Source organism: Citrobacter sp. H12-3-2, from assembly GCF_009649895.1.
GTDB lineage: Bacteria > Pseudomonadota > Gammaproteobacteria > Enterobacterales > Enterobacteriaceae > Citrobacter > Citrobacter portucalensis.
The window spans coordinates 3,475,759-3,500,600 of the sequence record NZ_CP045837.1; the positions used below are offsets into that span (position 1 = coordinate 3,475,759).

Consider the following 24,842-nt stretch of genomic DNA (forward strand, 5'->3'; position numbering starts at 1 on the left):
GCCTGTGGAATGCCGGATGCACTACGTTTATCCGGCCTACAAACTATGCGACTTAGATTTTACCAACCAGGTCCAGAGATGGCGCTAAGGTTGCTTCACCTTCTTTCCATTTTGCCGGGCAAACTTCACCTGGGTGGGAAGCGACGTACTGTGCGGCTTTGATTTTACGCAGCAGGTCAGACGCATCACGGCCGATACCTTCAGCAGTAACTTCGATTGCCTGGATGATACCCTGCGGGTCAACAACGAAGGTTGCGCGGTCAGCCAGACCTTCATCTTCACGCATGTTGTCGAAGTTACGGGTCAGGGCGCCAGTCGGGTCGCCGATCATCGCGTATTTGATTTTCGCGATGGTTTCAGAGCTGCTGTGCCATGCTTTGTGAGTGAAGTGGGTGTCGGTAGACACGGAATACACATCTACGCCCAGTTTCTGCAGTTCTTCGTAATGGTCTGCAACGTCACCCAGTTCGGTCGGGCATACGAAAGTAAAGTCAGCCGGGTAGAAGAAGAAGACGCTCCAGCGACCTTCGGTATCTTTCTCGGTTACTTCGATGAACTCACCGTTTTTGAACGCCTGGTTTTTGAAAGGTTTAATTTTGGTATTAATCAAAGACATCTGTACTTCCTCCGTGTTTTCGTTGAGAGATAAGTTAACGAAAATCTCTTCGCAGGGCTAATGCGTTTCCTTTATCAAATCAATAAGCGTTAACTAACAACCCACTCAAACTCATGTTGTGAACCTAAAGATAAAAGTAAAAAAGGCCCCCTTTGCAGGGAGCCTCATTACCCGAGCTACCCGCAGGTAACGTCAGTGCCAGCAGGGCTGGCTATGTGTTGCGCTCTACATTACCTTAACAAAGGTCGTAACAGCGATGGGGATTACATCACCCAACTAAAGAAAGGGCAATCGACAGACCGTCGATCTTACCTATGGCTGTGATAGGTTTTGCAATTAAGCCCACTTTCCTGCTGATTTTATAAGGAAAATCAATGTTTAAACGCACCTTACTCTTAACTCTTCTCCCCGCTATCGTGCACGCAGAGGAGCTCCCTGCCCCTGTTAAAGCCATTGAGAAACAGGGAATTACGATCCTGAAGCCCTTCGACGCACCGGGTGGAATGAAAGGCTATCTGGGAAAATACCAGGACATGGGGGTCACTATCTATGTCACGCCTGACGGTAAACATGCCATCTCCGGCTACATGTATAATGAAAAAGGAGAAAACCTCAGTAATGCGCTCATAGAAAAAGAGATCTATGCCCCTGCCGGACGTGAGATGTGGCAGCGAATGGAAAAAGCGTCGTGGATTCTGGACGGGAAAAAAGAAGCCCCGGTCATCGTTTACGTGTTTGCCGATCCCTTCTGTCCTTATTGCAAACAGTTCTGGCAGCAGGCGCGCCCATGGGTAGATTCCGGTAAAGTTCAGCTGCGTACGCTGCTGGTTGGCGTGATCAAACCCGAAAGCCCGGCAACCGCTGCTGCAATCCTGGCATCCAAAGATCCGGCCAAAACCTGGCATGACTATGAAGCATCGGGCGGGAAAATGAAGCTGGAAATCCCCACGTCTGTCCATCCAGAACAGATGAAAGTACTGAATATCAACCAAAAACTCATGGATGATTTAGGTGCTAATGTGACGCCCGCGATCTACTACATGAGCAAAGACGATACGTTACAACAGGAAGTGGGATTACCCGATAAAGATAAATTAAATATTATTATGGGAAATAAATAAAGGTAACAGAATGAGTGATTGTTATGGTTCTCATTTCAATCACTCTTTAAAATGTATTTTTATCGTAACCATCAAGCAATCTGTGTTATTTTAGTTTAAGTTAATTATTCATTAAGCCATAAACATAAACTCTAAGAATGATTAGAATTTAAATTATTCAACAATTGAATTATCCTATACATTACCATCACAGGAAGGTATGCATGGCTAACCTCTATGACCTCAAAAAATTCGATCTTAACCTGTTGGTAATTTTTGAATGTATTTATCAACATTTGAGCATCAGTAAAGCTGCGGCAACACTGTATATCACCCCTTCAGCCGTCAGCCAGTCATTACAGCGACTGCGTACACAGTTTAACGACCCCCTGTTTATTCGCTCAGGCAAAGGCATTACGCCTACGGTCACAGGGGTAAACCTTCATCTTCACCTTGAAAAAAATCTCAATAATCTGGAACAAACCATCAATATCATGCACGGTTCCAGCCTGAAAAATAAATTCGTCATCTACAGTCCACAAATTACAACCAACCTGAATGTGACATCTTTAATTAATAGCCTCAGAGAAAACTCAGATATTGAAATTGAGCATCATGATATATTAATGTCGGCAGAAACGGCCGAAAACATCCTTGCCTATCGTAAAGCCGATCTGGTGATTACAACAACGCCAGTTCACAATCGTTCTATTGTATGTACTCAATTCAAGACCATTGACTGTGTTTTAGTGTGCAGTGGCAACCATCCAAGAATAAATGAAACGAGCACACTCGAACAAATCCAACAAGAGCAATTTACATATTTTTCCTCTGAAGATCAGGGCATTAAAGATTATCGCTCCCGTGCCAGCGAATCGATGGCATTCCATAAAGTAGGTTTTAGTAGCGACTCCTTACTCTCGATTGCTAACGTTATCGCCAGTACGGATATTATTGGTGTGATCCCCAGACAAATTTATGAAATTTATCAGCCAGCATTGAAATTTAAAGAAATTAAAACCGATTTTGAATTACCAAAAGTAAAATTATTTATAATGTATAACCGGGCATCCTTGAATAACAAAGCCTTCGCAGAATACATAAGCAAACTATCCTTGGATAGTTAAGGATAACATGATTAAAAGCACATTATAATTCATATAAAATATACAATAACAAAATAGCATGCAGATAATGAATATATTTAAATATTGCATGCTGCAAGAAAAAGCTTATCCTATTACGGACATTTATTATGGCTGCAAATAATAAAAATTCGATATGGATTTGATATGTCTGTTTATAAAATACCGTTGGATAAAAATGTTCTGCAAGCAGCACAGGAACGCATTACCTGGACGCTTGAAACTCTACCGCGTGTCTGCGTTTCTTTCTCTGGGGGTAAAGATTCGGGGTTAATGTTACATCTGACCGCCGCCATTGCCCGCCAGTTACAGAAAAAAATAAACGTCTTATTTATCGACTGGGAGGCTCAGTTTTCCTGCACTATCGACTATGTCCAGGCGCTACGCGAGAATTATTCCGATGTCATCGAAGAATTTTATTGGGTTGCATTGCCGCTGACGACACAAAATTCACTGTCACAATTTCAGCCTGAATGGCAATGCTGGGAACCGGGTACTCAATGGGTTCGCCAACCGCCTGCAGATGCCATTACCGATCCCGAGTTTTTCTCTTTCTATCAACCCGGTATGACTTTCGAGCAATTTGTTCGTGAGTTCGCTGAATGGTTTTCGCAGAAACGACCAGCCGCCATGATGGTCGGGATCCGCGCCGATGAGTCATATAATCGTTTTGTCGCCATTGCGAACTCGAAAAAACAGCGTTTTGCCGATGACAAACCCTGGACCACCAGCGCCCCCGGCGGGCATACCTGGTATATTTATCCGATTTATGACTGGAAAACTGCTGACATCTGGACGTGGTTTGCCAAGTCAACGCTCCCGTGTAATCCCCTGTACAACCTGATGTATCAGGCGGGGGTTCCCACGCGATACATGCGTATCTGCGAACCCTTTGGACCAGAACAACGCCAGGGGCTGTGGCTTTACCATGTTATTGAGCCTGAACGCTGGGCAATGATGTGCTCCCGCGTCAGCGGGGTAAAAAGTGGCGGGATATATGCTGGTCAGGACAACCATTTTTACGGTCACCGCAAAATATTAAAACCCGAACATTTAAGCTGGCAGGAATACGCCATGCTGTTATTGAAGAGTATGCCGGAAACGACCGCCGAACATTACCGCAATAAAATCGCCGTCTATTTACAGTGGTATAAGAAAAAAGGCATGGAGAATATCCCACAAACCCAGGAAAGAGATATTGGTTCAGTGGATATTCCGTCATGGCGGCGTATCTGTAAGGTCCTGCTGAATAACGACTATTGGTGCCGGGCTCTCTCATTTAGTCCAACGAAACCCAAAAACTATCAACGCTACAATGAGCGCATGAAAACAAAACGCCAGGAATGGGGACTCTTATGCAACAGCGATTAACTCAGGAACTCCTCGGCTTTCTTTCTGGTTTATCAGAACCAGAGAGAATTGAAGCCATAAATGAATTCAGAAAGGCAATACACAGCGTCAGTCCCTTTCGCGAGGAGCCCGTAGATTGCGTTCTTTGGGTTAAAAATGATCATATTTCACCCAATGACTACAACCCCAATAACGTTGCGCCACCGGAGAAAAAGCTGCTGCTGAAGTCCCTCGAAGCTGACGGGTTTACGCAGCCCATTGTAGTGGTTCACTCAACGGCTGAAGAATACGAAATTGTCGACGGTTTCCACCGCCACGAGTTAGGTAAAGCCAAAGCCTCACTGAGGCCCAGGCTGAAAGGATATCTGCCGGTTGCCTGTTTAGAACGCGAACGCCATGAGCGTATGGCGGCAACCATTCGCCACAACCGCGCTCGCGGGCGTCATCAAATCCACGCCATGTCCGAGATTGTCCGCGAGCTATCGCAACTGGGATGGAGTGAAGAAAGAATTGGCAAGGATCTTGGTATGGACAGCGACGAGGTGTTACGCCTGAAGCAAATCAACGGCCTGCAAGCGTTGTTTGCTGACCGTCGATTCTCCAAAGCCTGGACTGTGAAATAGCTACAACGAAACCAGACGCTCGGCTGCCGCTAACAGCGTCGATTCTTGCTTGGCAAAACAGAGGCGAATCAGTTTATGCGGGAAAGAATCGGCGCAGAACACCGACAGCGGAATTGCCGCAACGCCCACTTCAGTGGTCAGCCACTGGCAAAACTCCACGTCGTTAAGCGAGGAAACGGCGCTGTAATCGACCAGTAAAAAGTATGTGCCTTCACACGGCAGAATTTCCAGTCGGCTGTCACGCAGCGCGTTCACTAACACGTCGCGTTTTTTCTGATAAAACGCGGGCAGTTCGCGATAGTGTGCCGGATCTTCTCGTAGCATATCCGCCAGTGCGAGCTGAGCCGGCGTGTTGACGGAAAACGTCAGATACTGGTGCACTTTTCGTAGCTCAGCGCTAATGGCGGCTGGCGCAACGCAGTATCCGACCTTCCAGCCAGTCATATGGTAGGTCTTACCAAACGATGAAACAGCAACAGCGCGTTCTCGCAGCTCTGAATGTGCCAGCACGCTGGCATGCCCCTGTTTGGCGAAACAGATATGCTCATAAACTTCGTCGCTGATGACAAAGATCTCGCGTTCTTTAATCGCCTGCCACAGCGCGTCAAAATCGGCGTGATGCCACACGGTGGCAGAAGGATTATGTGGCGTGTTCAGGATAACCAATCGGGTACGGTCGCTGAGTAAGGCACCAAACGCCTGCCAGTCGACGCGAAAAGACGGTGGTTGCAGGGCGATACGTTTAACCACACCGCCGGATAATTCAACCGCAGGCGCATAGCTGTCGTAGCTCGGGTCAAAACAAATCACCTCATCACCAGGGCGCACCAGCGCAGTGATCGCGGCATACAATGCTTCCGTTGCCCCCGCCGTGATAGTCACCTCACTATTCGCGTCAGGTTTATAGCCGTACAGGTCTGCCGTTTTATCCGCGATGGCTTCGCGCAGCGGCTGCACGCCGGTCATCGGCGCATACTGGTTTGCGCCATGCGCGACGTGATACGCCAGACGCTCTTGCAAAAAGAGTGGACCGTCAAAATCAGGAAACCCCTGCGAGAGGTTAATGGCCTGATGCTGCTGCGCCAGCGCACTCATTTGCGTGAAGATAGTGGTGCCCAGATTAGGCAGTTTGCTTTGCGGAATCAGCGGGTTATTACTCATTATTGTTATCCCAGCGTGTGATGTTGTGGTTGAAGCCACTATAGCACGATGCTAGTATTTGGCAATCAAGACGTTCAGACGTCTATATAAAAATAACCTGCCTGGACAGGACAGCCAAAAGGACAACACAACATGAGTAATACCGAAATTCGCGTCGTCACCGGCCCAGCCAACTATTTTTCCCATCCTGGCAGCCTGTCGAGACTGAACGATTTTTTCACTGCAGACCAACTTTCACGCGCCGTGTGGGTTTATGGTGAACGCGCCATCGAAGCGGCCCGCCCTTACCTGCCAGAGGCTTTTCATCTTGCCGAGGCTAAACGCCTGCTGTTTACGGGACATTGCAGCGAAACCGATGTTGCCCAACTGGCAAAAGAGTCGGGAGAGGATCGCAGTGTGGTGATTGGCGTGGGTGGTGGTACATTGCTCGACACCGCTAAAGCGTTGGCCCGTCGTCTGGATCTGCCGTTTGTCGGTATTCCTACTATCGCGGCGACCTGCGCTGCCTGGACGCCGCTCTCCGTCTGGTATAACGATGCGGGCCAGGCACTACATTTCGAAATTTTCCCTGACGCGAACTTCCTCGTGCTGGTCGAACCCGGGATCGTTCTCAATGCGCCAGAAGAATACTTACTGGCGGGGATCGGCGACACGCTGGCAAAGTGGTATGAAGCCGTCGTGCTCGCACCTCAGCCGGAAACACTGCCATTGACAGTACGTCTGGGTATTCAAGCCGCGCAGACCATCCGCGACGTCCTGCTGGAAAGCAGCGAGCAGGCGCTGGCAGACAAACAACAAGGCACGCTAAGCCGCACGTTTTGCGATGTGGTGGATGCGATTATTGCCGGAGGCGGCATGGTTGGTGGTCTGGGTGAGCGCTACACACGCGTGGCGGCGGCGCATTCTGTTCACAATGGCCTGACCGTCCTCCCACAAACCGAGAAGTTTTTACACGGCACCAAAGTGGCGTACGGCATCCTGGTGCAGAGCGCGCTGCTGGGACAAGATGACGTGCTGGCGCAGTTAATTACCGCTTATCAGCGATTCAACCTGCCAACCCGATTAGCTCAACTGGAAGTGGACATCAATAACCGCGCCGAAATCGACAAAGTGATTGCGCACACTCTGCGCCCGGTGGAGTCCATTCACGCCCTGCCGGTAACGTTAACGCCGGAGACACTGCGCGCAGCATTCGAAAAGGTAGAGTCGTTTACGGTGTGATTATGGTGCGGGTTGCCTGATGACGGCTTCGCCTTATCAGGCCTACGACGCAAATTACGCCAATACGATGTTGTAGGCCGGATAAGCGTCAGCGCCATCCGGCAAAAAATCAACAGCACTTCGCGCCACCTTTCCCGCCATATCGTGCATCCTGGCGCTCACGGAAAAATTCTTCATAGGTCATTGGCGTCTGGTCCGGATGCGTGACGCGCATATGTTCAACATAGTTGTCGTAATCCGGCATACCTATCATTAATCGGGCGGTTTGACCTAAATACTTCCCGGCTTTGGCGAGTGTTTCAAACATAGTGTTTCCCTGTCGTACAAACGCCCTCCCCGTTCAGGAGAGGGCTGGTTGGTTAAGAGAATATTAGTGCGCGCCTTTCGCCTGCGCCACGATCTCTTCGACATTCTCAGGCATCGGCTCGTACGGTGTCTCTTTCGAAGTTGGTTTGTCCTCTTTCAATGCTGCCAGCGCAGTTTTGATGGAGAACAGACCCAGCACCACAACGACGACCATGAAGAAGATGGTGAGACCCGCATCCAGGCGGTTGTTAAACACCAGTTGCGTCAGCTGCGACTGGGTGTACTGCGCCGGAATGTTACCGCTGTCGATCATCGCCTGGAACTTGTTGGCGATAGCCAGGAAGCCGATTTTCGCATCCGGGCTAAACGCTTTCTGCCAGCCAGCGGTCAGGGTACAAATCAGCAGCCAGGCGGTTGGGACCAGTGCCACCCACGCGTAGCGCTGGCGTTTCATCTTGAACAGCACCACAGCACAGAGCATCAACGCCATACCGGCCAGCATCTGGTTAGCGATACCAAACAGCGGCCACAGGGTATTAATACCACCCAGAGGATCCACCACGCCCTGGTGTAAGAAGTAACCCCAGGCCAGCACGCACAGCGCTGTAGCCAGCAGGTTTGCAGGCAGCGAATCGGTACGTTTCAGGCTCGGTGATACCACGCCCAGCAAGTCCTGCAGCATAAAGCGCGCGGCGCGTGTACCGGCATCTACCGCCGTCAGAATAAACAATGCTTCAAACAGAATGGCGAAGTGATACCAGAATGCCACATCCATCATGCCGCCCAGTGCGCCATGCAGAATGTACGCCATCCCGACGGCCAGCGTCGGCGCACCACCTGCGCGGGAGATGATGGATTGCTCACCCACTTCATTGGCGATTTGATGCAGGGTGTCTGGCGTAATGGCAAAGCCCCAACTGCTGACTACCTGTGCCGCAGAAGCCACTACGTCAACCGTGCCCGCAGGAGCCAGCACCGCCATCGGGCTGTTCATTGCAAAGTACACGCCCGGATCGATGATGCACGCGGAAACCAGCGCCATAATGGCGACAAAGGATTCCATCAGCATTCCGCCGTAGCCGATAAAGCAGGCCTGCCCTTCATTTGCCAGCATCTTCGGCGTGGTGCCGGAGGAGATCAGCGCATGGAAGCCAGATACCGCACCACAGGCAATGGTAATAAACAGGAACGGGAACAAGTTACCGGTCCAGACCGGGCCAGTACCGTCAACAAACTTGGTCAGCGCTGGCATGGTCAGCGTTGGACGCATGATCAAAATCCCTACCGCCAGACCAACAATGGTGCCGATTTTCAGGAAGGTAGAGAGGTAATCACGCGGGGCCAGCAGCAGCCACACAGGCAGGACGGCGGCAACAAAACCGTAGCCCACCAGCATCCACGTCAGCTGTACGCCGGTAAAGTCAAAGTACGGTGCCCAGGTCGGGCTTTCAGCCACCCAGCCGCCGGAAATAATGGCAAACACCAGGAACACCAGACCGATGACCGACACTTCGCCAATGCGGCCCGGGCGCAGATAGCGCAGATAAATCCCCATGAAGATCGCCAGCGGGATGGTGAACGCCACGGTGTAGGTTCCCCACGGACTGTGGGTCAGCGCTTTCACGACGATCATCGCCAGTACCGCGAGAATAATCACCATGATCATAAAACAGGCCACCAGCGCAATAACGCCCGCCGTTGGGCCCATCTCTTCTTTCACCAGTTCGCCAAGGGAACGACCATCGCGACGGGTAGAAACAAACAGCACCATGAAGTCCTGCACCGCACCCGCCAGTACCACCCCAGCGAGCAGCCAGATCATCCCCGGCAGATAGCCCATTTGCGCCGCCAGCACTGGTCCAACTAACGGACCCGCTCCGGCTATCGCCGCAAAATGGTGACCAAACAGTACTTTTTTATCGGTGGGAACATAATCCAGACCGTCGTTATGGCGCACGGCTGGCGTCATACGCGTCGGGTCAAGCGCCAGTACATTTTTCGCGATGTACAGGCCGTAGAAACGGTAAGCGATAAGGTAGACACAGACCGACGCCACGACTATCCACAACGCGTTGATCTGTTCACCACGATTTAATGCGATATAGCCGAGGGCAAATGCTCCCATAACGGAGAGCACTGTCCAGACGAGGTACTTCCCTGATTTGTTCATAGTTGTTATCCGTTGTCCGATCCAGAGAGATGTTACATTTTGTTTCTATAACATCTTTTCTGAATTTAACAACCTGACAACCATGCAAAGCAGATATATCACTGATTTTTTACATTGTATTGTTAACTTGATCACTATCAACGCAGAGACAACTGAAAAAATTGCGCAGTATGTGCCAACACCTCTATGTTTTATCCAATTCTCCTCTCAGCATGATGCTGAGCGTGCCACTTAATATTTTTATTATTAATAAGGATATTAATTAACAATATTAAACTGAATTTCTCAGCTTAACGGTTATTGCTCTTAGAGATTCAGACCATCCTGATTTTGTATGCAGTAAGTGCTTTATTTCACCTTAATCACCAATTTCAAAACAAAGAATATACCTGCAGCACCAGTTTTAATGACAAAATACCCCACATAAAAAAATAAAATTAATTCAGCAGAATTTTTCAGCGCCAGGTTGTTCAGGATGGCCGTATAAGGATATAAATTATGAATAAATGCTATCGCATCGTCTGGAATATCGCGAGAAATATGTTTGTGGTGACGTCAGAACTCTCGCAGGGCGATCAACGGGTTCGCGCAACCGTCGCAGGCCTGGTGTTATCGGCAGTTGGATTAATGGCAAATTGCGTTCATGCCAGCGACTACGGCCCGCTTAGCGGTGAAACCATCAACTTAAATGATGGCGATACCGTGACATCTGTCGATGGAACCACGGGTATCGAAAGTCTGTCCTCAGGGGGGCAAGGCGTACAGATTAATGGTAAAACCACCATTAACGTTACCGGTGATAGTGGTTCTATTGGGGTAAAACTTGATAACAGCGCCAATAATAATTTAGGTACCGGTACACAGATTAACGTTACAGACACAGGAACGGCGAAAGCAGCATCAACCACAGGTCTTTATATTAACAACACCAGTCCAGGCACAAATATAGACGCCGAGAATATATCAATTAACACCATCAGTAAAAAAGATGCTTACGGAATTAACGTTCATACAGAAAACACCACGCTGAACTTCGGCAACAAGAGTAAAATTATCACCGAATCCCAAAATGGTAATGCGACGGGTGTCTATTTCTATGACGACAATAATACGTTAACCATGAACGCTGGATTAATCCAGGTTAACACCGATGCAACCGGTAAGGCTGTAGGTATCGACACATACTGGGCAAATGGTACCACGCTCAATTTTGGGGATGACAGCCGCATAGAATTAACCAGCGGCACAGCCGGCGGCAGCGCGCTCTATCTTGGAAAATACACCCAGGTTAACGCGAACGGGCTGAACATTGATTTCACCGTATCAGAGGCAGGAACAGGCACCACGATTTATGGTATCCAGGAGGGGCAATACAGCCAAATTGATCTGGGCAAGAACAGCGCAATTACGCTCTCAACGCCTGGAGGTACGGCATATGGACTTGTTTCTGGTTCACAAAGTTATTTTACGGCAGATAACCTTGATATCACCCTTTCCACAACCTCTAACGAGCGCGCAAACGGTACAGGTGCGAACATCAGCGGCAACGTGGATTTTGGCAATGATTCCACCATTACCGTGTACGGTTTCTCCGAAGGATACGGGATGATTGTTGAGGATTATTCGGCAACCAGTAAAGATGATACCATCGGAACAGTAAAGGCCAACCACCTCACCATTGACGTCACCGGCCAGAAGACGGAAGGGCTTCGAATAGAAGGCGGCGTGGTTGATTTAGGGTCAGACAGCGCCATTAGCGCAAACGGGACTGCATCAACAATTTACCTGACCGGCCGAGGATACAGTGAATTCAATGCCAGAAATCTGACCGTCACGACCGCGCAGTCCACCGCTCTTACACTAATGAGCAGCATGCATGCCGCCGTCGCCAACATTGGTGAAGGCAGCAGCATTGATGGAAGAAATTCCACAGGCCACACGACCAACGGTATTGTGGCCAACACCCCTTACACCGCACCGACAACCATAAATTTCAACGGTTCCGCAGAGCAGCGAAACACTATCTACGCGGTTAACGGCTATGGCGCATCAGCCCAATACAGTGGCGCGACGATCAATATATCCAATACGGATATCATCATGAGCGGTAAAAATCCTTACGGTCTTTGGGCCATCGGCGATGGGGATTTTACCCATGCAGGCATCATCAATGGTGAGAATCTGACCATTGATATGACCGGCGCTAACGGCAGTGGTTACGGCGTGGTGATGCAAGAAGGCGGTATCATGAATCTGACGGGCGATACCACCATTATCGCCGACGGCGGCGTTGCCATCTGGAATCCGAAAGTTTCTTCGGGCGGGAATGTTCTACCTGGCGGGACGGTAAATGGCTCAGGGAAAATGACCATAACCGGCGACATCGTTAACAGCGGCTGGGGATATATCAACCTCAATATGGACGCGGATTCTTATTTCGCTGGGGCAACCTCGGTTAATGAAAGCTTCAACGACCAGGGTATTGATTCAATCCTCAACCTTAACCTTGCCGACCAGAGCCTGTGGCGGGTTACCGATGATTCCACGCTCACGACGCTGACTAACGCAGGAACCCTTGAGCTGGCGGCAGACCACGCAGCCGGAACTTACAGCACCGTGCATGCTGACGAGGTCACGCTGAAAGAAAGCAGTATTCTCAGCGTCGATTTAAGCGCCGCGGCGCTGGCCAGTCGGTCCGCTAACCCGCTAATTACCGGCGGGCAGGTTAATCCAGGCGGCGATCTACACATCAGCAATTCGGGTAATGCGCTGGATCTCAACGCGCTGACCTCAGACAATCAACTGGCAGACATCGACACGGTTACGCTAATTGATGCCAACTCCGCAATCGTGAGCGATTTCGCTTCGATCTCAACCGATCCGGATACCCTGCCCGACTATATCGCGATTTCTGGTCAGGTTAATGCCCTTGATAATACCCAATATGAATTGGGCGTGGGGCTCAGTTGGTACGCCGGAGACTCCGCCGCGGTCTCTACGCCTGCACACGGTACGTTCACCCTGAACGCGGGCCAGGCATTTACCGTCAATGGGTTGCTTGCAGATACCTCACCCAACGCCACCACGGGATGGGACGGTAAAAGTCTGACCAAAAAAGGAGACGGCACGCTCACCCTTACCGCAAAGAATACCTGGAGCGGAATCACAGACATTCAGCAGGGAACGCTGTGGTTGACTAGTTCTGGCGCTATTGGCTCTGAAGGGAGCAAGCAGAGCATCGATGTTGAAACTGGAGCCACTCTCGGCGGTAACGGGGTAATCAACGGTGCTGTGAACAACGTCGGCCTGCTAAGCTTTGGTGATCGTACAACGCCAGATAGCCAGTTTATCGTTAATGGTAACGTAACCAATCAAGGTGTAATCCGCAGCAGTAGCACGACTCCCGGGAATGCGTTAATCATCAACGGCGACTACACGGGCAACGGCGGTCAGCTCTCACTTAACGCCATTTTAGGCGATGATAATTCACCAACCGACCAGCTCATTGTCTCGGGTAATGTTAACGGCAGCACCACACTCTACATCAATAATGTGGATGGCGTGGGTGCATATACCGATCAAGGTATCGAGATTGTCGACGTCGGTGGGGTGTCATCAGATAACGCGTTTTCTCTTGGCAATCAGATTCAAATCGGCCTGTATGAGTATCGTCTGTATGAAGATAACGAAAGCTGGTATTTGCGTTCCAAAGCAGAAACGCCTGATGACCCGGATGATGACGTCACTCCGATCGATCCTGACGACAGCGACGTGACACCAGTCGATCCTGATGACGGCGGCAGCGACGTGACACCTGTCGACCCTGACGACGGCGGCAGCGACGTGATGCCAGTTGATCCTGACGATGGCGGCAGCGACGTGACACCGGTTGATCCTGATGACGGCGGTAGCGACGTGACACCTGTCGATCCTGACGACAGCGGCAGCGACGTAACCCCATCGAATCCACAATATCGCGCCGACATCGGCGCTTATTTGGGCAACCAATGGCTGGCGCGTAACCTGCAGATGCAAACACTATTCGATCGTGAAGGTAGCCAGTACCGCTCGGCCGAAGGAAGCTTCTGGATGCGAATTAAAGGCGGAAAAACGGACACATCAGCTGTCAACGGCAATATCGACATGGACAGCGATTACACCCAGTTTCAGCTTGGCAGCGATATTGCTATCTGGCGCGATGAACAACAAAGCATCACGTTTGGCCTGATGGCCAGTTACCTTGACGGCAGTACCGACAGCACCGGAAATCGCGGCGCGGATGGCAGTCAGTTTACAGCCACAGGCGATATCGACGGTTACAATCTTGGCGCGTATGCCACCTGGTTCTCTGATGCCCGGCAACATCGCGGCTGGTATGTTGATACGTGGTATCAGTATGGCTTCTACAATAACAGCGTCGAGAATGGCAATGCCGGTTCAACGCATTACGACTCCCTGGCTCACGCGATTTCGCTGGAAAGCGGTTACCGCTACAACATTAACTTGAGCAGCGCTAACACAGTAAGCCTGACGCCACAGGCGCAGGTTATCTGGCAACGCTACGAGGCAGATAGCGTTGAGACAAATGGTACACGCATAGACGGGCAAAATGGCGATAGCTGGACTACACGTCTTGGTCTGCGAATTGATAGCCAGCTTTCATTCGTCGATGCTACCGTCCGGCCATTCGCAGAGATTAACTGGCTACACTCCACCGACGATCTGGCCGTATCATTTGATAACGCAACGGTAAAACAGGATCTTCCTGCCGATCGCAGCGAGCTAAAAGTAGGAATTCAGGCGAATCTCAATAGTCAGTGGAACGTCAGCGTCCAGGCGGCGGGTCAGAAAGGTAATAACGACTACCGCGATCTCAACGGGAGTTTTAATCTGCGCTATAGCTGGTAACTGGTGTCACGAAGCGCGTCTAAACGACGCGCTTATCTTCACCCCATCACCGCAGTGCCTAAACGGCAGGTGCAGCAGCGTCGTCCCTGCTCATCAAAGATGACGATTTCCCAGCTTTGATTTTGACGCCCAAGGTGCAGCGGCTGGCAAACGCCGCGCACTTTCCCTTGCGATACCGCCCGATGATGCGTGGCGTTGAGTTCCGTCCCCACTACGCATTGCCCGTCTCGGGTCATCAGATAACCCGCCATTGAACCCAGCGTTTCCGCCAGGGCCGCGGATGCGCCGCCGTGCAGCAGGCCAAATGGCTGATGCGTGCGGCTATCCACCGGCATTTCGGCTTCCAGCACATCATCACCCAGCCGGGTATAGACCATGCCTAAATGCGCCACCATCGTGTTCTGACTGGTGGCATTGAGTTCATCCAGCGTTAAATGACGCTTCCAGATCATCGTCATGCCCCCAGCGTGGAACCGCCGTCCACCACGATATCCTGTAACGTAATGTGGCTGGCCAGATCGGAAGCGAGGAATAAAATAGTGTTGGTGATCTCTTGCGGCCGGGCGATTTTCCCCAGCGGAATCCCGAGTTTAAACTGCTCGCCAAATCCACGAATGCGCTGTTGCTCCGCGTCATCGCTAACCCACAGCGTGCGCTGCATATCGGTGTCGGTCGAGCCTGGCGACACCACATTACAGCGCACACCGCTGCCCGCCAGTTCAAGTCCGACGGTCAGCGCCAGACTTTTCAACGCGGCTTTTGACGCGCCGTAAGCACTCATGCCGATACGCGGCATGTGCGCCGCATCCGACGCGACGGTCACGATCGCCCCGCCCTGCTGGCGACGAAACTGCGCCATCGTCTGCTGAAACAGATTGAACGCCCCACCAACGTTAACCGCAAACGTCTGCTGCCACTCCTCAGCGCTCAGCGCATCGGTGGCCCCCATACGCAAAATACCTGCGGCATTGACCAACACATCCAAACGCTCGCGCGCTTTGAGGACGCGCTGGCACACCTCAGCTACCTGTCCGGCATTCGCCACATCCAGCACTTCGGTCGCAAACGGGTAGTTATCCTGAGGAAATTCGCGATCGAATCCTGTCACCTCAGCGCCAGCATTCGCAAATGCCAACGCCGTGGTGTAGCCAATCCCTTTACCCGCGCCGGTTACCCAGACGGTTTTCCCGGCAAAATCAAATCCAGCCATTACTTCACCTCGCGGGAGAGCAGCGCCCACCATGCGTCAATGGTCGGTTTTTTCGCCAGCATCACGAAATCAATGTCACCATGAACCTTACGCCAGCGCGCCGCCAGCGCCATCATGCGCACGGAATCCAGCCCGTAGTCGATCAGGTTTTCGTCATCCATCGGCTCTTCAGATTCATCCAGCAACGGCAGAATAACGCTGCGCAACGCATCTTTACTGGTCGGGACCGGTGTCGGCAATAATTCCTGGGTCATTACCACACGCCCGGAACGTCCCGCCACGTATTTCAGCGACATCAGGTGTTCGTCACGGCTAAAGTCCGCCAGCGCATCGGCAACCATAAACGGCTTGATGTCACGCATGAAGGCGTCCGTTGCGGTGGTCATACAGCCGATATGCGCATACACCCCGGTAATGATCAGTTGATTACGCCCGGTTTCCTTGAGCATCTGTTCCAGCAGGGAACGATGAAATGCGCTATAACGCCATTTCACCAGAATGGTATCCGCTTCATCCGGCGCCAGCGCCTCAACGATCTTTTGTTGTTCCGGGGAACGCGTCAGGCCCGGTCCCCACATATCATTGAGCAGAGCGCGGTCTTCATCACTCTGTTCTTTCGGCTGAGCGGTGTAATACACCGGAATGTTATGCTCTTTGCAGTACTGGCGCAGCGCGGCGATGTTCGCGACGACCTGCTCCATCATCGGGCAGTTATCGCCCCAAAAGCCGATAAAATAATCCTGCATGTCGTGGATCAACAGCGCGGCGCGTTCAGGGTCAAATGCCCAGTCGACTTTGTTCACCGGAACATCGAGCGCCGTTGGTAGCGCATAAGCCTGCAGTTTAGGAATTGCCATTTCTATTTCTCCTTCAGGCCAGTGAACGTGATGCCAGCCACTGACGTAATTGTTTTTTATCTACCTTCCCCACTGGAGTCAGCGGTAATGACTCAACGCACTCAACACGATCGGGTAATTTGAATTCCGCTATGCCCTGTTCGCGTAGAAAACGGCGCACCTGCACCGCGCGCAGCGGCTCTTTCACCACCAGCCAGGCACAGCTTTTCTCACCCATCAGTTCGTCTTCCATACTGACCAGCGCGGCATGGATCACCATTGGATGGCGCAGCAGCAGGTTTTCAATCTCTTCAGCGGCGATTTTCTCCCCACCGCGGTTGATCTGATCCTTTTCACGCCCCTGAACGGTGATGTAGCCATCCGGATCGATAGCGATCAGATCGCCGGAACAGTAAAAGCCATTGGCGTCAAAGGCGCTGGCATTATGCTCAGGACTTTTGAAATAACCGCGGAAGGTGTATGGACCACGCGTCATCAGGCGTCCGGTCTCTCCCTGGGCTAAAGGGTTGCCGTCAGCGTCTGCTACCCAGACTTCATCATCGGGACACATCGGGCGCCCCTGGGTATTGATGATGCGCTCAGGACTGTCGTCCAGACGGGTATAGTTCACCAGCCCTTCCGCCATGCCGAAGACCTGCTGCAACTGGCAGCCAATCTCGGCTGGAATACGTGCCGCAAGCGTGGCGGAAAGTCTCGCGCCACCGACCTGAAGCAGTTTCAGCGAAGCCAGTTGCGCATTACTGCCCCACTCCGCAATCGCCTGCAACCACAGGCTCACCGCAGGTGGCACCAGCGCCGTGACGTTAACCTGATGCTGTTCAATCAGCGGGAAACACAGAGTGGCACTCGGGTCAGCCGCCAGCACCACGGTGCCACCGGCCAGGAATACGCCCAGCGCGCCTGGCGAACTCATGGCGTAGTTATGCGCCGCCGGGATTGCGCATAAATAACGCGTTTCCCCGGTGAAGCGGCAAATCTCATTGCTGCGACGCACGCTGTAGTAGTAATCGTTATGAGTGCGAGGAATCAGCTTTGGCGTCCCGGTCGTCCCGCCAGAAAGCTGGAAGTACGCCACCTCATCAGCAGGCGATGGCGTGGCGGAAAAATCTGTCGCAGGCTGGTTTATCGCCGTTTGCAGATTGTGTTCACCTTCATCATTACGCAGTAACACCACGCGCACTGAATTGTGTTCGGCCACAAAAGCGTTAAGAACATCGTCGCCGCTAAACAGCGTATGCTGGCGATCGGCAATCAGCAGTGCCGGCTCAATCTGTTTGGCGTAGGCGTTGAGTTCGTTACGCTGATGGCTGAACAGCGCCAGCACTGGAGCTATGCCCAGCTTGAGCAGCGCAAAGAAGGTGATATACAGCTCAGCCACATTGCCCAGTTGTACCAGCGCGGTTTCGCCGGGTTTGATCCCCTGGCAACGCAAACTGCAGGCAAGATTGTCAGCGGCCTGATTCAGCTGGCGATAGCTCAGATGGAATTCACCATCAATAATCGCCGTATGGTCGCTGTCGGCGTGACGGGTCAGAATGTCGGTCAGCGGCAAATCCTGCCAGTAACCTTTTTCACGATACCTGCGGGCAAACTCTTCCGGCCAGCGGGTGAAAGGAATACTCATTATTGCTCCTTAAAGCCAGTCCACAAGGCTCTTAATGCAGTCCAAAAACATTCAACATTGTGGAGAGCTTGGCCCCCGTTTCACGCCATTCCGCAACCGGGGAAGAGGCTGGAACAATTCCTGCTCCGGCAAAAAAACGCACCTGATTGCGCAGCAGCTTCGCACAGCGGATCGTCACCACCCACTCACCGTTACCTTCGGCATCACACCAGCCGACAATACCGCCGAACAATTCGCGATCGAACGGCTCCAGCTCGGCGATAAGCTTGCGCGCAACCTGATGTGGGAAGCCGCTTAGCGCAGGCGTCGGATGCAGCAGGCACGCCAGCGTCAGGGCGTTTTCCTGCGGGTTGGCTTTACCTTCAAACGGCGTGCCGAGGTGCCAGAGCGTCGGCGTGGTAACCAGCTGCGGAGAAGAAGGCAGTTGCAATTCACGGCTGCGATCGCGCAATACCATTTTCATCGCCTGCGTCACAAGTTCGTGCTCATGGCGGTCCTTCTCAGACGCCAGCAGGCGGATCCCTGCTTCGCGATCCAGCACATCATCAGGCTGGCGACGTGCAGAGCCCGCCAGCGGCAGAGAACTGAAACGATCGCCTTCTTTGCGCAGTAGCAGTTCCGGGCTGGCACCAATCAATACGCCGCCGTCTTCAATCGGTACATGGAAGTTGTAGCTCGCTGGATTTTGCGCCACCAGACGCTCCAGCAGCGCACCGCTGTCAATGTTGGCATCGGCGGTGATATCGATCAGGCGTGACAACACCACTTTGTCGACTTCCGGAGTGGACGTCAGCGCAGCCGCCCGGGCGACCATATCTTCAAAAAAGTCCTGTTCCGGGATCGATTTACGTTCAACGACGTTCAGCGACTGATGCGCGGTAAAGTAACGTGATGATTGCTGCTTCGCCGTACGAGAGAAGCTCTGCCATGATTGGGGAATAAACAGCGATGATGGCTGGCGGGTATCAAAGGGAATCGCCCCGACCATGACAGGGTTCGCGATGCCCTGCGATTTGGCATCAGCAAACAGTGCGTTCATTTTCTGTTGGAAAGGGCTGTCTGGCGAATCGCCATCAATTGCCGGTTCCGCATAGCGGGCGAAGCATCCTGACGTCGTAAAACTACGGTACGGCGACATAAAGAAAAAACTGTCGGGAGCGAGCGTCGGCATAGTCTGCGTTTTTTCCTCGGCCAGTGACGTATCCATATCATCCTCCAAAAATGATAAAGGCTCTAATAATGATTATCATTTATATTTTCGGTCGCTAACCTAAAAGTAAAGCGGCGGTATGTCAACTCTTGTGGTAGCACAATGTGCGACTTTGGCTTGCATCCTTGCTCGCTAACAATGAAAATGAGAAGCATTACTCATACTGATAACAGGAAGCCGATTCGTGAGTCTCCCCTCTTTTTGCCGCACCGTGCTCTTACTGGCAGGTTTATCTCTTTCAGGAATTTCTTCAGGTCACGCCGCCGACTGGCCGCGTCAGGTTACTGACAGCCGCGGCACGCATACGCTTGAGCATAAGCCGCAGCGAATTGTCTCCACCAGCGTGACCCTCACCGGCTCGCTGCTGGCGATTGATGCCCCGGTCATTGCCAGCGGTGCCACTACGCCGAACAATCGCATCGGCGATGCGCAGGGCTTTTTACGTCAGTGGAGCGAAGTAGCAAAAGAACGCAAAGTGAGCCGCCTGTATATCGGCGAACCGAGCGCCGAAGCCGTCGCAGCTCAAATGCCGGATCTGATTCTGGTAAGCGCCACTGGGGGAGATTCTGCCCTCGCGCTATACGATCAGCTGTCCACCATTGCGCCAACGCTCATCATTAATTACGACGATAAAAGCTGGCAGTCGCTGCTGACCCAGTTAGGTGAAATTACCGGTCAGGAGCAACAGGCAGCTGCGCGAATTGCCGAGTTTGATAAGCAACTTCAGGCGGTTAAGCAACATATTACCCTGCCACCACAGCCGGTCAGCGCGCTGGTATATACCGCCGCGGCGTACAGCGCCAACCTGTGGACGCCTGAGTCAGCGCAAGGCAAGCTGATGGAGCAGTTAGGGTTCACGCTGGCAACGCTGCCTGCCAACTTGCACACCAGCCAGAGTCAGGGCAAACGCCACGATATCATCCAGCTTGGCGGTGAGAACCTGGCAGCAGGCCTGAACGGCGAAGCGCTGTTCCTGTTTGCTGGCGACAGCAAAGATGCCGACGCTATTTACGCCAATCCGCTTCTGGCGCATCTGCCAGCCGTGCAGAATAAACGCGTTTACGCCCTGGGTACGGAAACCTTCCGTCTCGACTACTACAGCGCCACGCTGCTGCTGCAACGTCTGTCGGCTCTGTTTTAATGTTCAGCGCCGGATGCGGCTAACGCCTTATCCGGCCTACAACCGTAGAGCACAACGCGATCAGACATTCACGGGGACCTGCCGGAATCGGCGCACTTCTCCCAACAGCAGCAGCAGTAACAGACCGACAATCACCAGCCCAAATCCACTCACGCTTGCCGAAGCAACCGGCGTCATCATCGCGCCCAGACCACCTAACAACGCCGCGCCAATCGCATCGCCGGTGACGTTTTGCGCCGTCCACAAACCGTTAATTCGCCCGAGCATCGCTTCCGGCGTCTGCGTCTGTAACAGGGTGTACTGCAACAAAGAGCTGACCGCGCTCAACCAGCCAAACAGCGCCAGACAAACCACACCAAGCTGCCAGACGGGCATCAAGCCAAACAGGCCGATAGCCAGAAATGAAGCCACGGTCGATGCCAGCATAATCAGTCCCGGGCGAACGCTGTGCGCCAGTTGTCCGCTGGTCAATGCGCCCACGGCTGCCCCCAGCGGAATAGCCGCATACAGCAGGCCAATTTGCGCACTCGACATGTGCCAGTTAATCGCCAATGCCGGATACAGCACACGCACGGCGCTCGCCATGGTTAACAGACCACCGAGCAGCGCAATGCCGCCAATCAGCGGGCTGGCAAGCAGAAAGCGAAATGCTGCCAGCAGCGATTTCAGCGGATGCTCGCGCGGCTGCGGCGGAGGCGGCAACGCAGGAAGGCTCAGCAGCGGTAGTAAGGTAATGAAGGTTCCCGCCGCCGCCAGTCCGTAGTTCCAGGCCACGCCGCCAGTCGCGAGCAGCACCCCGCCAAGCATCGGTGAAATTACCGATCCCAGACGCACCGTCAGCATGGTAATCGCCCCTGCCTGCATCAAATTCTCGCGCCCAACCAGCGCTGGCGTCGCAGCCAGCAATGCGGTCACGCCCAGAGAGGCAAAGAAACCATCCCATAAGCCAAGCAGATAAATCGCCAGCAACGACGGTTCGGGCAGCAGCGCATTCAGACACAGGCCAATAAAGCCAATACCACAGGTTCCACGCGCCAGCAGGATCACTTTTTTACGCTCATAGCGGTCGGCCAACACTCCGCCCACCATCAGGCCAATAAACATTGCGCTACCGGTCAACGTCACCGACAAACCCACCTGCCAGGTCGACTGGGTCATCATCTGGATCTGTACCGGAACCGCCACGCCGAGTAGCCCCAGAGAGACAATGGAAATAAAACGGGCGAGGAAGACAGCGCGAAATGCTGGGTGGGTCTTTAACAGGCTGAGATTGAGCAGCCAGGATTGTCGATTCATTACAGAGCCTTACCAGGTACTTTTTCAATATCCATTCGATGGCTGCACATGCTAACATATTCAAATAAGATCGATAACGATAATTACTATCATTATCAGGGAAGTTGATATGTCATGCTCTGTTTCCGCGACACGTGCCTTCGCCGTGCCCGGACTATTGTTATTACTTGTTCTCACCACGGTATTAAGTCTGGTTATTGGCGCCAAGTCGCTACCTGCCTCCGTGGTGCTGGATGCGCTCACCGGCAGTTGTCAAAGTGCTGATTGCACCATCGTGCTGGACGCGCGCCTGCCGCGCACGCTGGCGGGGCTGCTCGCCGGTGGCGCGCTGGGCCTGGCTGGCGCACTTATGCAAACGCTCACGCGTAACCCTCTCGCCGATCCCGGCATTCTGGGTGTCAACTCCGGCGCCAGCTTCGCTATTGTGCTGGGGGCCGCGCTGTTCGGCTTTTCCTCTGCGCAAGAACAGCTGCTGATGGCCTTTTGCGGTGCGCTGGCTGCATCGCTGATCGTAGCTTTTACCGGTAGTCAGGGCGGCGGGCAGTTAAGCCCGGTACGTCTGACCCTGGCGGGCGTCGCGCTGGGCGCGGTGCTGGAAGGATTATCCACCGGCATCGCCCTGCTCAACCCGGACGTTTACGATCAGCTGCGTTTCTGGCAAGCCGGCTCACTGGATATCCGCAGCCTGCAAACGCTGAAAGTTGTGCTGGTACCGGTACTGATTGCCGCGGCTGTCGCACTGTTCCTCAGTCGCGCTCTGAATAGTCTGAGCCTCGGCAGCGACACCGCTACCGCGCTTGGCAGTAAAGTCGCTCGCACGCAGTTTATTGGCCTGCTGGTTATTACCGTGCTGTGCGGCAGCGCGACCGCGATTGTCGGTCCTATCGCCTTTATCGGCCTGATGATGCCGCACATGGCGCGCTGGCTGGTGGGGGCGGATCACCGCTGGTCACTGCCCGTAACCCTACTGGCAACGCCTACTCTGTTACTGATTGCCGATATAATCGGTCGCCTGATTGTCCCCGGCGAGCTGCGCGTGTCGGTAGTCAGTGCGTTTATCGGTGCACCGGTGCTTATCTTTCTGGTACGCCGTAAATCGCGCGGGGGTGGCGCATGATGCACCTCTCCCGCCGCCTGATAATCAGCAGCCTGCTGCTGGTTGCAGGTTGTCTCGTCATTGGTTTGTGGAGCCTGCGTAGCGGCGTTGTTACGCTGGAAACCCAGCAAATTATTGCCGCCCTGCTTGGCGATGCGCCGCGCAGTATTACGCTGGTGGTGACCGAATGGCGCTTGCCACGCGTGCTCATGGCGCTATTGATTGGCGCGGCTCTCGGCGTGAGCGGCGCAATATTTCAGTCGCTGATGCGCAACCCGCTGGGCAGCCCGGATGTGATGGGTTTCAATACCGGAGCCTGGAGCGGTGTGCTGGTGGCAATGGTGCTGTTCGGACAGCATCTCACCGCTATCGCGCTGGCGGCCATGCTGGGTGGGATTCTGACCTCTCTGGTGGTCTGGGCGCTCGCCTGGCGCAATGGGATCGACACCTTCCGGCTGATTATTATTGGTATCGGCATTCGCGCCATGCTGGTGGCGTTCAACACCTGGCTACTGCTGAAAGCATCATTAGAAACCGCGCTGACGGCTGGGCTGTGGAACGCCGGATCGCTCAATGGCCTGACCTGGGCCAAAACCTGGCCTTCTGCCCCGCTGATTATCATCATGCTGGTGTGCGCCGCGCTGCTGGTACGCCGGATGCGCTTACTGGAAATGGGTGATGACAGCGCCTGTGCGCTTGGCGTCAGCGTTGAGCGCTCACGTCTGATGATGATGCTGGTTGCGGTGGTACTGACCGCTGCCGCCACCGCGCTGGCCGGTCCTATCTCGTTTATTGCTCTTGTCGCGCCGCATATCGCGCGACGTATAAGCGGTACATCGCGCTGGGGATTAACCCTGTCGTCGCTGTGCGGCGCGTTGCTGTTGCTGATGGCGGATTTATGCGCCCAACAGCTGTTTATGCCTTATCAGCTTCCGGTGGGCGTTGTCACCGTAAGCCTCGGCGGTATTTATCTTATCGTCTTGTTAATTCAGGAGTCCCGCAAAAAATGATCGAATCAGTAGCCCGTTTGCGTGGCGACCAGTTAACGCTGGGTTATGGCAAGTTTACCGTGGCGGAAAACCTCAATGTATCGATTCCCGACGGCCATTTCACCGCGATTATCGGGCCAAACGGCTGCGGGAAATCAACGCTACTGCGCACGCTGAGTCGTCTGATGACGCCCGCGCACGGCAAGGTCTGGCTCGATGGCGAGCATATTCAGCACTATGCCAGCAAAGAAGTCGCCCGCAGAATAGGTTTGCTGGCGCAAAACGCCACCACGCCGGGGGATATTACGGTACAGGAGCTGGTTGCCCGCGGACGCTACCCACACCAGCCGCTGTTTACCCGCTGGCGGCAAGAGGATGAAATTGCGGTCTCAAACGCCATGCAGGCGACGGGTATCACCCACCTGGCATCACAAAGTGTGGATACCCTTTCCGGCGGACAACGTCAGCGTGCATGGATTGCGATGGTGCTGGCGCAGGAAACGTCAATTATGCTGCTCGATGAACCCACCACCTGGCTGGATATCAGTCATCAGATCGATCTGCTGGAACTGCTGAGTGAGCTAAACCGGGAAAAAGGTTACACGCTGGCCGCCGTTTTGCACGACCTGAATCAGGCCTGTCGCTATGCAACACACCTGATCGCGCTGCGTGACGGAAAAATTATTGCCGAGGGTGCACCGAAGGAGATCGTCACCGCGCAGCTTATTGAAAAAATCTATGGACTGCGCTGTATGATTATCGACGATCCGGTTGCCGGAACGCCGTTAGTGGTGCCGCTTGGACGCAACAAATAACACG

At 53.1% G+C, this 24,842-nt stretch carries 20 protein-coding genes; 10 read left to right on the forward strand and 10 right to left on the reverse strand.

Going from position 1 to position 24,842, the window contains the following annotated elements; translation table 11 throughout:
• Nucleotides 1-52: 52 nt before the first annotated feature.
• On the reverse strand, nt 53-616 hold the full coding sequence (gene ahpC / locus GHC22_RS16775; protein WP_002894394.1) for an alkyl hydroperoxide reductase subunit C: 564 nt from the start codon (nt 614-616) through the stop codon (nt 53-55).
• 374 nt (nt 617-990) lie between these two features.
• On the opposite strand from ahpC, the gene dsbG reads away from it, so the two are divergent.
• The 4 genes from dsbG (at nt 991) to GHC22_RS16795 (ending at nt 4,834) form a co-directional block, all read left to right on the forward strand.
• A complete protein-coding gene (gene dsbG, locus GHC22_RS16780) occupies nt 991-1,737 on the forward strand; it encodes a thiol:disulfide interchange protein DsbG (RefSeq protein WP_032942669.1) in 747 nt (248 codons plus the stop codon).
• A gap of 203 nt (nt 1,738-1,940) precedes the next feature.
• Nucleotides 1,941-2,843 (forward strand): LysR family transcriptional regulator, encoded by a 903-nt coding sequence (locus GHC22_RS16785; RefSeq protein WP_153753571.1) that lies wholly within the window; start codon nt 1,941-1,943, stop codon nt 2,841-2,843.
• A 165-nt stretch (nt 2,844-3,008) separates the two neighbouring features.
• Nucleotides 3,009-4,232: a phosphoadenosine phosphosulfate reductase gene (locus GHC22_RS16790; protein ID WP_032942667.1), complete on the forward strand. Its 1,224-nt coding sequence runs from the start codon at nt 3,009-3,011 to the stop codon at nt 4,230-4,232.
• The gene (locus GHC22_RS16795; protein ID WP_032942666.1) at nt 4,217-4,834 is read left to right on the forward strand and encodes a ParB/RepB/Spo0J family partition protein; all 618 of its coding nucleotides are present in this window, start codon (nt 4,217-4,219) and stop codon (nt 4,832-4,834) included. The genes GHC22_RS16790 and GHC22_RS16795 overlap by 16 nt, the downstream gene beginning before the upstream one ends.
• Here the strand turns inward: GHC22_RS16795 and GHC22_RS16800 are convergent, their stop codons facing one another.
• Nucleotides 4,835-5,995 (reverse strand): pyridoxal phosphate-dependent aminotransferase, encoded by a 1,161-nt coding sequence (locus tag GHC22_RS16800; RefSeq protein WP_153753572.1) that lies wholly within the window; start codon nt 5,993-5,995, stop codon nt 4,835-4,837.
• Between the two features lie 132 nt (nt 5,996-6,127).
• Here GHC22_RS16800 and GHC22_RS16805 point away from each other — a divergent pair, with 132 nt between their 5' ends.
• Nucleotides 6,128-7,216, forward strand: a complete 1,089-nt coding sequence (locus tag GHC22_RS16805) for an oxidoreductase (protein WP_153753573.1) — start codon at nt 6,128-6,130, stop codon at nt 7,214-7,216.
• 109 nt (nt 7,217-7,325) lie between these two features.
• Here the strand turns inward: GHC22_RS16805 and GHC22_RS16810 are convergent, their stop codons facing one another.
• Together GHC22_RS16810 and cstA are read right to left on the reverse strand one after the other, a co-directional pair.
• Nucleotides 7,326-7,523 carry a YbdD/YjiX family protein gene (locus GHC22_RS16810; protein WP_008784064.1) on the reverse strand — a complete coding sequence of 66 codons (198 nt, stop codon included), beginning with the start codon at nt 7,521-7,523 and terminating at the stop codon, nt 7,326-7,328.
• 63 nt (nt 7,524-7,586) lie between these two features.
• Nucleotides 7,587-9,692, reverse strand: a complete 2,106-nt coding sequence (gene cstA, locus GHC22_RS16815; RefSeq protein WP_008784063.1) for a pyruvate/proton symporter CstA — start codon at nt 9,690-9,692, stop codon at nt 7,587-7,589.
• A 498-nt stretch (nt 9,693-10,190) separates the two neighbouring features.
• Here cstA and GHC22_RS24840 point away from each other — a divergent pair, with 498 nt between their 5' ends.
• Nucleotides 10,191-14,600 (forward strand): autotransporter outer membrane beta-barrel domain-containing protein, encoded by a 4,410-nt coding sequence (locus GHC22_RS24840; RefSeq protein WP_153753574.1) that lies wholly within the window; start codon nt 10,191-10,193, stop codon nt 14,598-14,600.
• A 38-nt stretch (nt 14,601-14,638) separates the two neighbouring features.
• On the opposite strand, the gene entH is transcribed toward GHC22_RS24840, so the two are convergent.
• From entH to entC, 5 genes are read right to left on the reverse strand one after another with little or no spacing between them, the layout of a single operon-like run.
• Nucleotides 14,639-15,052, reverse strand: a complete 414-nt coding sequence (gene entH, locus GHC22_RS16825; RefSeq protein WP_003022055.1) for a proofreading thioesterase EntH — start codon at nt 15,050-15,052, stop codon at nt 14,639-14,641.
• Nucleotides 15,053-15,054: 2 nt separating this feature from the next.
• Entirely contained in the window at nt 15,055-15,810 is a 756-nt protein-coding gene (gene entA, locus GHC22_RS16830) for a 2,3-dihydro-2,3-dihydroxybenzoate dehydrogenase EntA (protein WP_153753575.1), read from the reverse strand.
• Nucleotides 15,810-16,667 carry an isochorismatase gene (locus GHC22_RS16835; protein ID WP_153753576.1) on the reverse strand — a complete coding sequence of 286 codons (858 nt, stop codon included), beginning with the start codon at nt 16,665-16,667 and terminating at the stop codon, nt 15,810-15,812. Before GHC22_RS16835 ends, entA begins: the two co-directional genes overlap by 1 nt.
• A gap of 13 nt (nt 16,668-16,680) precedes the next feature.
• Nucleotides 16,681-18,291, reverse strand: coding sequence for a (2,3-dihydroxybenzoyl)adenylate synthase EntE (gene entE / locus GHC22_RS16840; RefSeq protein ID WP_153753578.1), 1,611 nt, complete (start codon nt 18,289-18,291; stop codon nt 16,681-16,683).
• 31 nt (nt 18,292-18,322) lie between these two features.
• On the reverse strand, nt 18,323-19,498 hold the full coding sequence (gene entC, locus GHC22_RS16845; RefSeq protein ID WP_153753580.1) for an isochorismate synthase EntC: 1,176 nt from the start codon (nt 19,496-19,498) through the stop codon (nt 18,323-18,325).
• 187 nt (nt 19,499-19,685) lie between these two features.
• On the opposite strand from entC, the gene fepB reads away from it, so the two are divergent.
• Nucleotides 19,686-20,642, forward strand: coding sequence for a Fe2+-enterobactin ABC transporter substrate-binding protein (gene fepB, locus GHC22_RS16850; RefSeq protein ID WP_153753582.1), 957 nt, complete (start codon nt 19,686-19,688; stop codon nt 20,640-20,642).
• A gap of 60 nt (nt 20,643-20,702) precedes the next feature.
• On the opposite strand, the gene entS is transcribed toward fepB, so the two are convergent.
• Nucleotides 20,703-21,938 (reverse strand): enterobactin transporter EntS, encoded by a 1,236-nt coding sequence (gene entS / locus GHC22_RS16855; RefSeq protein ID WP_003831193.1) that lies wholly within the window; start codon nt 21,936-21,938, stop codon nt 20,703-20,705.
• Between the two features lie 109 nt (nt 21,939-22,047).
• On the opposite strand from entS, the gene fepD reads away from it, so the two are divergent.
• The 3 genes from fepD to fepC are packed head-to-tail and all read left to right on the forward strand — an operon-like array spanning nt 22,048 to nt 24,838.
• Complete coding sequence (gene fepD / locus GHC22_RS16860) at nt 22,048-23,055, forward strand: Fe(3+)-siderophore ABC transporter permease (RefSeq protein ID WP_032942654.1); 1,008 nt, start codon at nt 22,048-22,050, stop codon at nt 23,053-23,055.
• Nucleotides 23,052-24,044, forward strand: coding sequence for an iron-enterobactin ABC transporter permease (fepG, locus tag GHC22_RS16865; RefSeq protein WP_194841948.1), 993 nt, complete (start codon nt 23,052-23,054; stop codon nt 24,042-24,044). Before fepD ends, fepG begins: the two co-directional genes overlap by 4 nt.
• On the forward strand, nt 24,041-24,838 hold the full coding sequence (gene fepC, locus GHC22_RS16870; protein ID WP_032941813.1) for an iron-enterobactin ABC transporter ATP-binding protein: 798 nt from the start codon (nt 24,041-24,043) through the stop codon (nt 24,836-24,838). The genes fepG and fepC overlap by 4 nt, the downstream gene beginning before the upstream one ends.
• The last annotated feature ends 4 nt before the right edge of the window (nt 24,839-24,842 follow it).

Excerpts from the sequence above, each read along its gene's own strand:
- cstA (WP_008784063.1), bottom strand. The coding sequence starts at position 9,692 with ATGAACAAATCAGGGAAGTACCTCGTCTGGACAGTGCTCTCCGTTATG.
- entA (WP_153753575.1), bottom strand. The coding sequence starts at position 15,810 with ATGGCTGGATTTGATTTTGCCGGGAAAACCGTCTGGGTAACCGGCGCG.
- fepG (WP_194841948.1), top strand. The coding sequence starts at position 23,052 with ATGATGCACCTCTCCCGCCGCCTGATAATCAGCAGCCTGCTGCTGGTT.
- GHC22_RS16795 (WP_032942666.1), top strand. The coding sequence starts at position 4,217 with ATGCAACAGCGATTAACTCAGGAACTCCTCGGCTTTCTTTCTGGTTTA.
- GHC22_RS16790 (WP_032942667.1), top strand. The coding sequence starts at position 3,009 with ATGTCTGTTTATAAAATACCGTTGGATAAAAATGTTCTGCAAGCAGCA.
- GHC22_RS16810 (WP_008784064.1), bottom strand. The coding sequence starts at position 7,523 with ATGTTTGAAACACTCGCCAAAGCCGGGAAGTATTTAGGTCAAACCGCC.
- GHC22_RS16835 (WP_153753576.1), bottom strand. The coding sequence starts at position 16,667 with ATGGCAATTCCTAAACTGCAGGCTTATGCGCTACCAACGGCGCTCGAT.
- GHC22_RS16805 (WP_153753573.1), top strand. The coding sequence starts at position 6,128 with ATGAGTAATACCGAAATTCGCGTCGTCACCGGCCCAGCCAACTATTTT.
- entH (WP_003022055.1), bottom strand. The coding sequence starts at position 15,052 with ATGATCTGGAAGCGTCATTTAACGCTGGATGAACTCAATGCCACCAGT.
- entC (WP_153753580.1), bottom strand. The coding sequence starts at position 19,498 with ATGGATACGTCACTGGCCGAGGAAAAAACGCAGACTATGCCGACGCTC.
- dsbG (WP_032942669.1), top strand. The coding sequence starts at position 991 with ATGTTTAAACGCACCTTACTCTTAACTCTTCTCCCCGCTATCGTGCAC.
- ahpC (WP_002894394.1), bottom strand. The coding sequence starts at position 616 with ATGTCTTTGATTAATACCAAAATTAAACCTTTCAAAAACCAGGCGTTC.
- fepC (WP_032941813.1), top strand. The coding sequence starts at position 24,041 with ATGATCGAATCAGTAGCCCGTTTGCGTGGCGACCAGTTAACGCTGGGT.
- fepD (WP_032942654.1), top strand. The coding sequence starts at position 22,048 with ATGTCATGCTCTGTTTCCGCGACACGTGCCTTCGCCGTGCCCGGACTA.
- entS (WP_003831193.1), bottom strand. The coding sequence starts at position 21,938 with ATGAATCGACAATCCTGGCTGCTCAATCTCAGCCTGTTAAAGACCCAC.
- entE (WP_153753578.1), bottom strand. The coding sequence starts at position 18,291 with ATGAGTATTCCTTTCACCCGCTGGCCGGAAGAGTTTGCCCGCAGGTAT.
- GHC22_RS16800 (WP_153753572.1), bottom strand. The coding sequence starts at position 5,995 with ATGAGTAATAACCCGCTGATTCCGCAAAGCAAACTGCCTAATCTGGGC.
- GHC22_RS16785 (WP_153753571.1), top strand. The coding sequence starts at position 1,941 with ATGGCTAACCTCTATGACCTCAAAAAATTCGATCTTAACCTGTTGGTA.
- GHC22_RS24840 (WP_153753574.1), top strand. The coding sequence starts at position 10,191 with ATGAATAAATGCTATCGCATCGTCTGGAATATCGCGAGAAATATGTTT.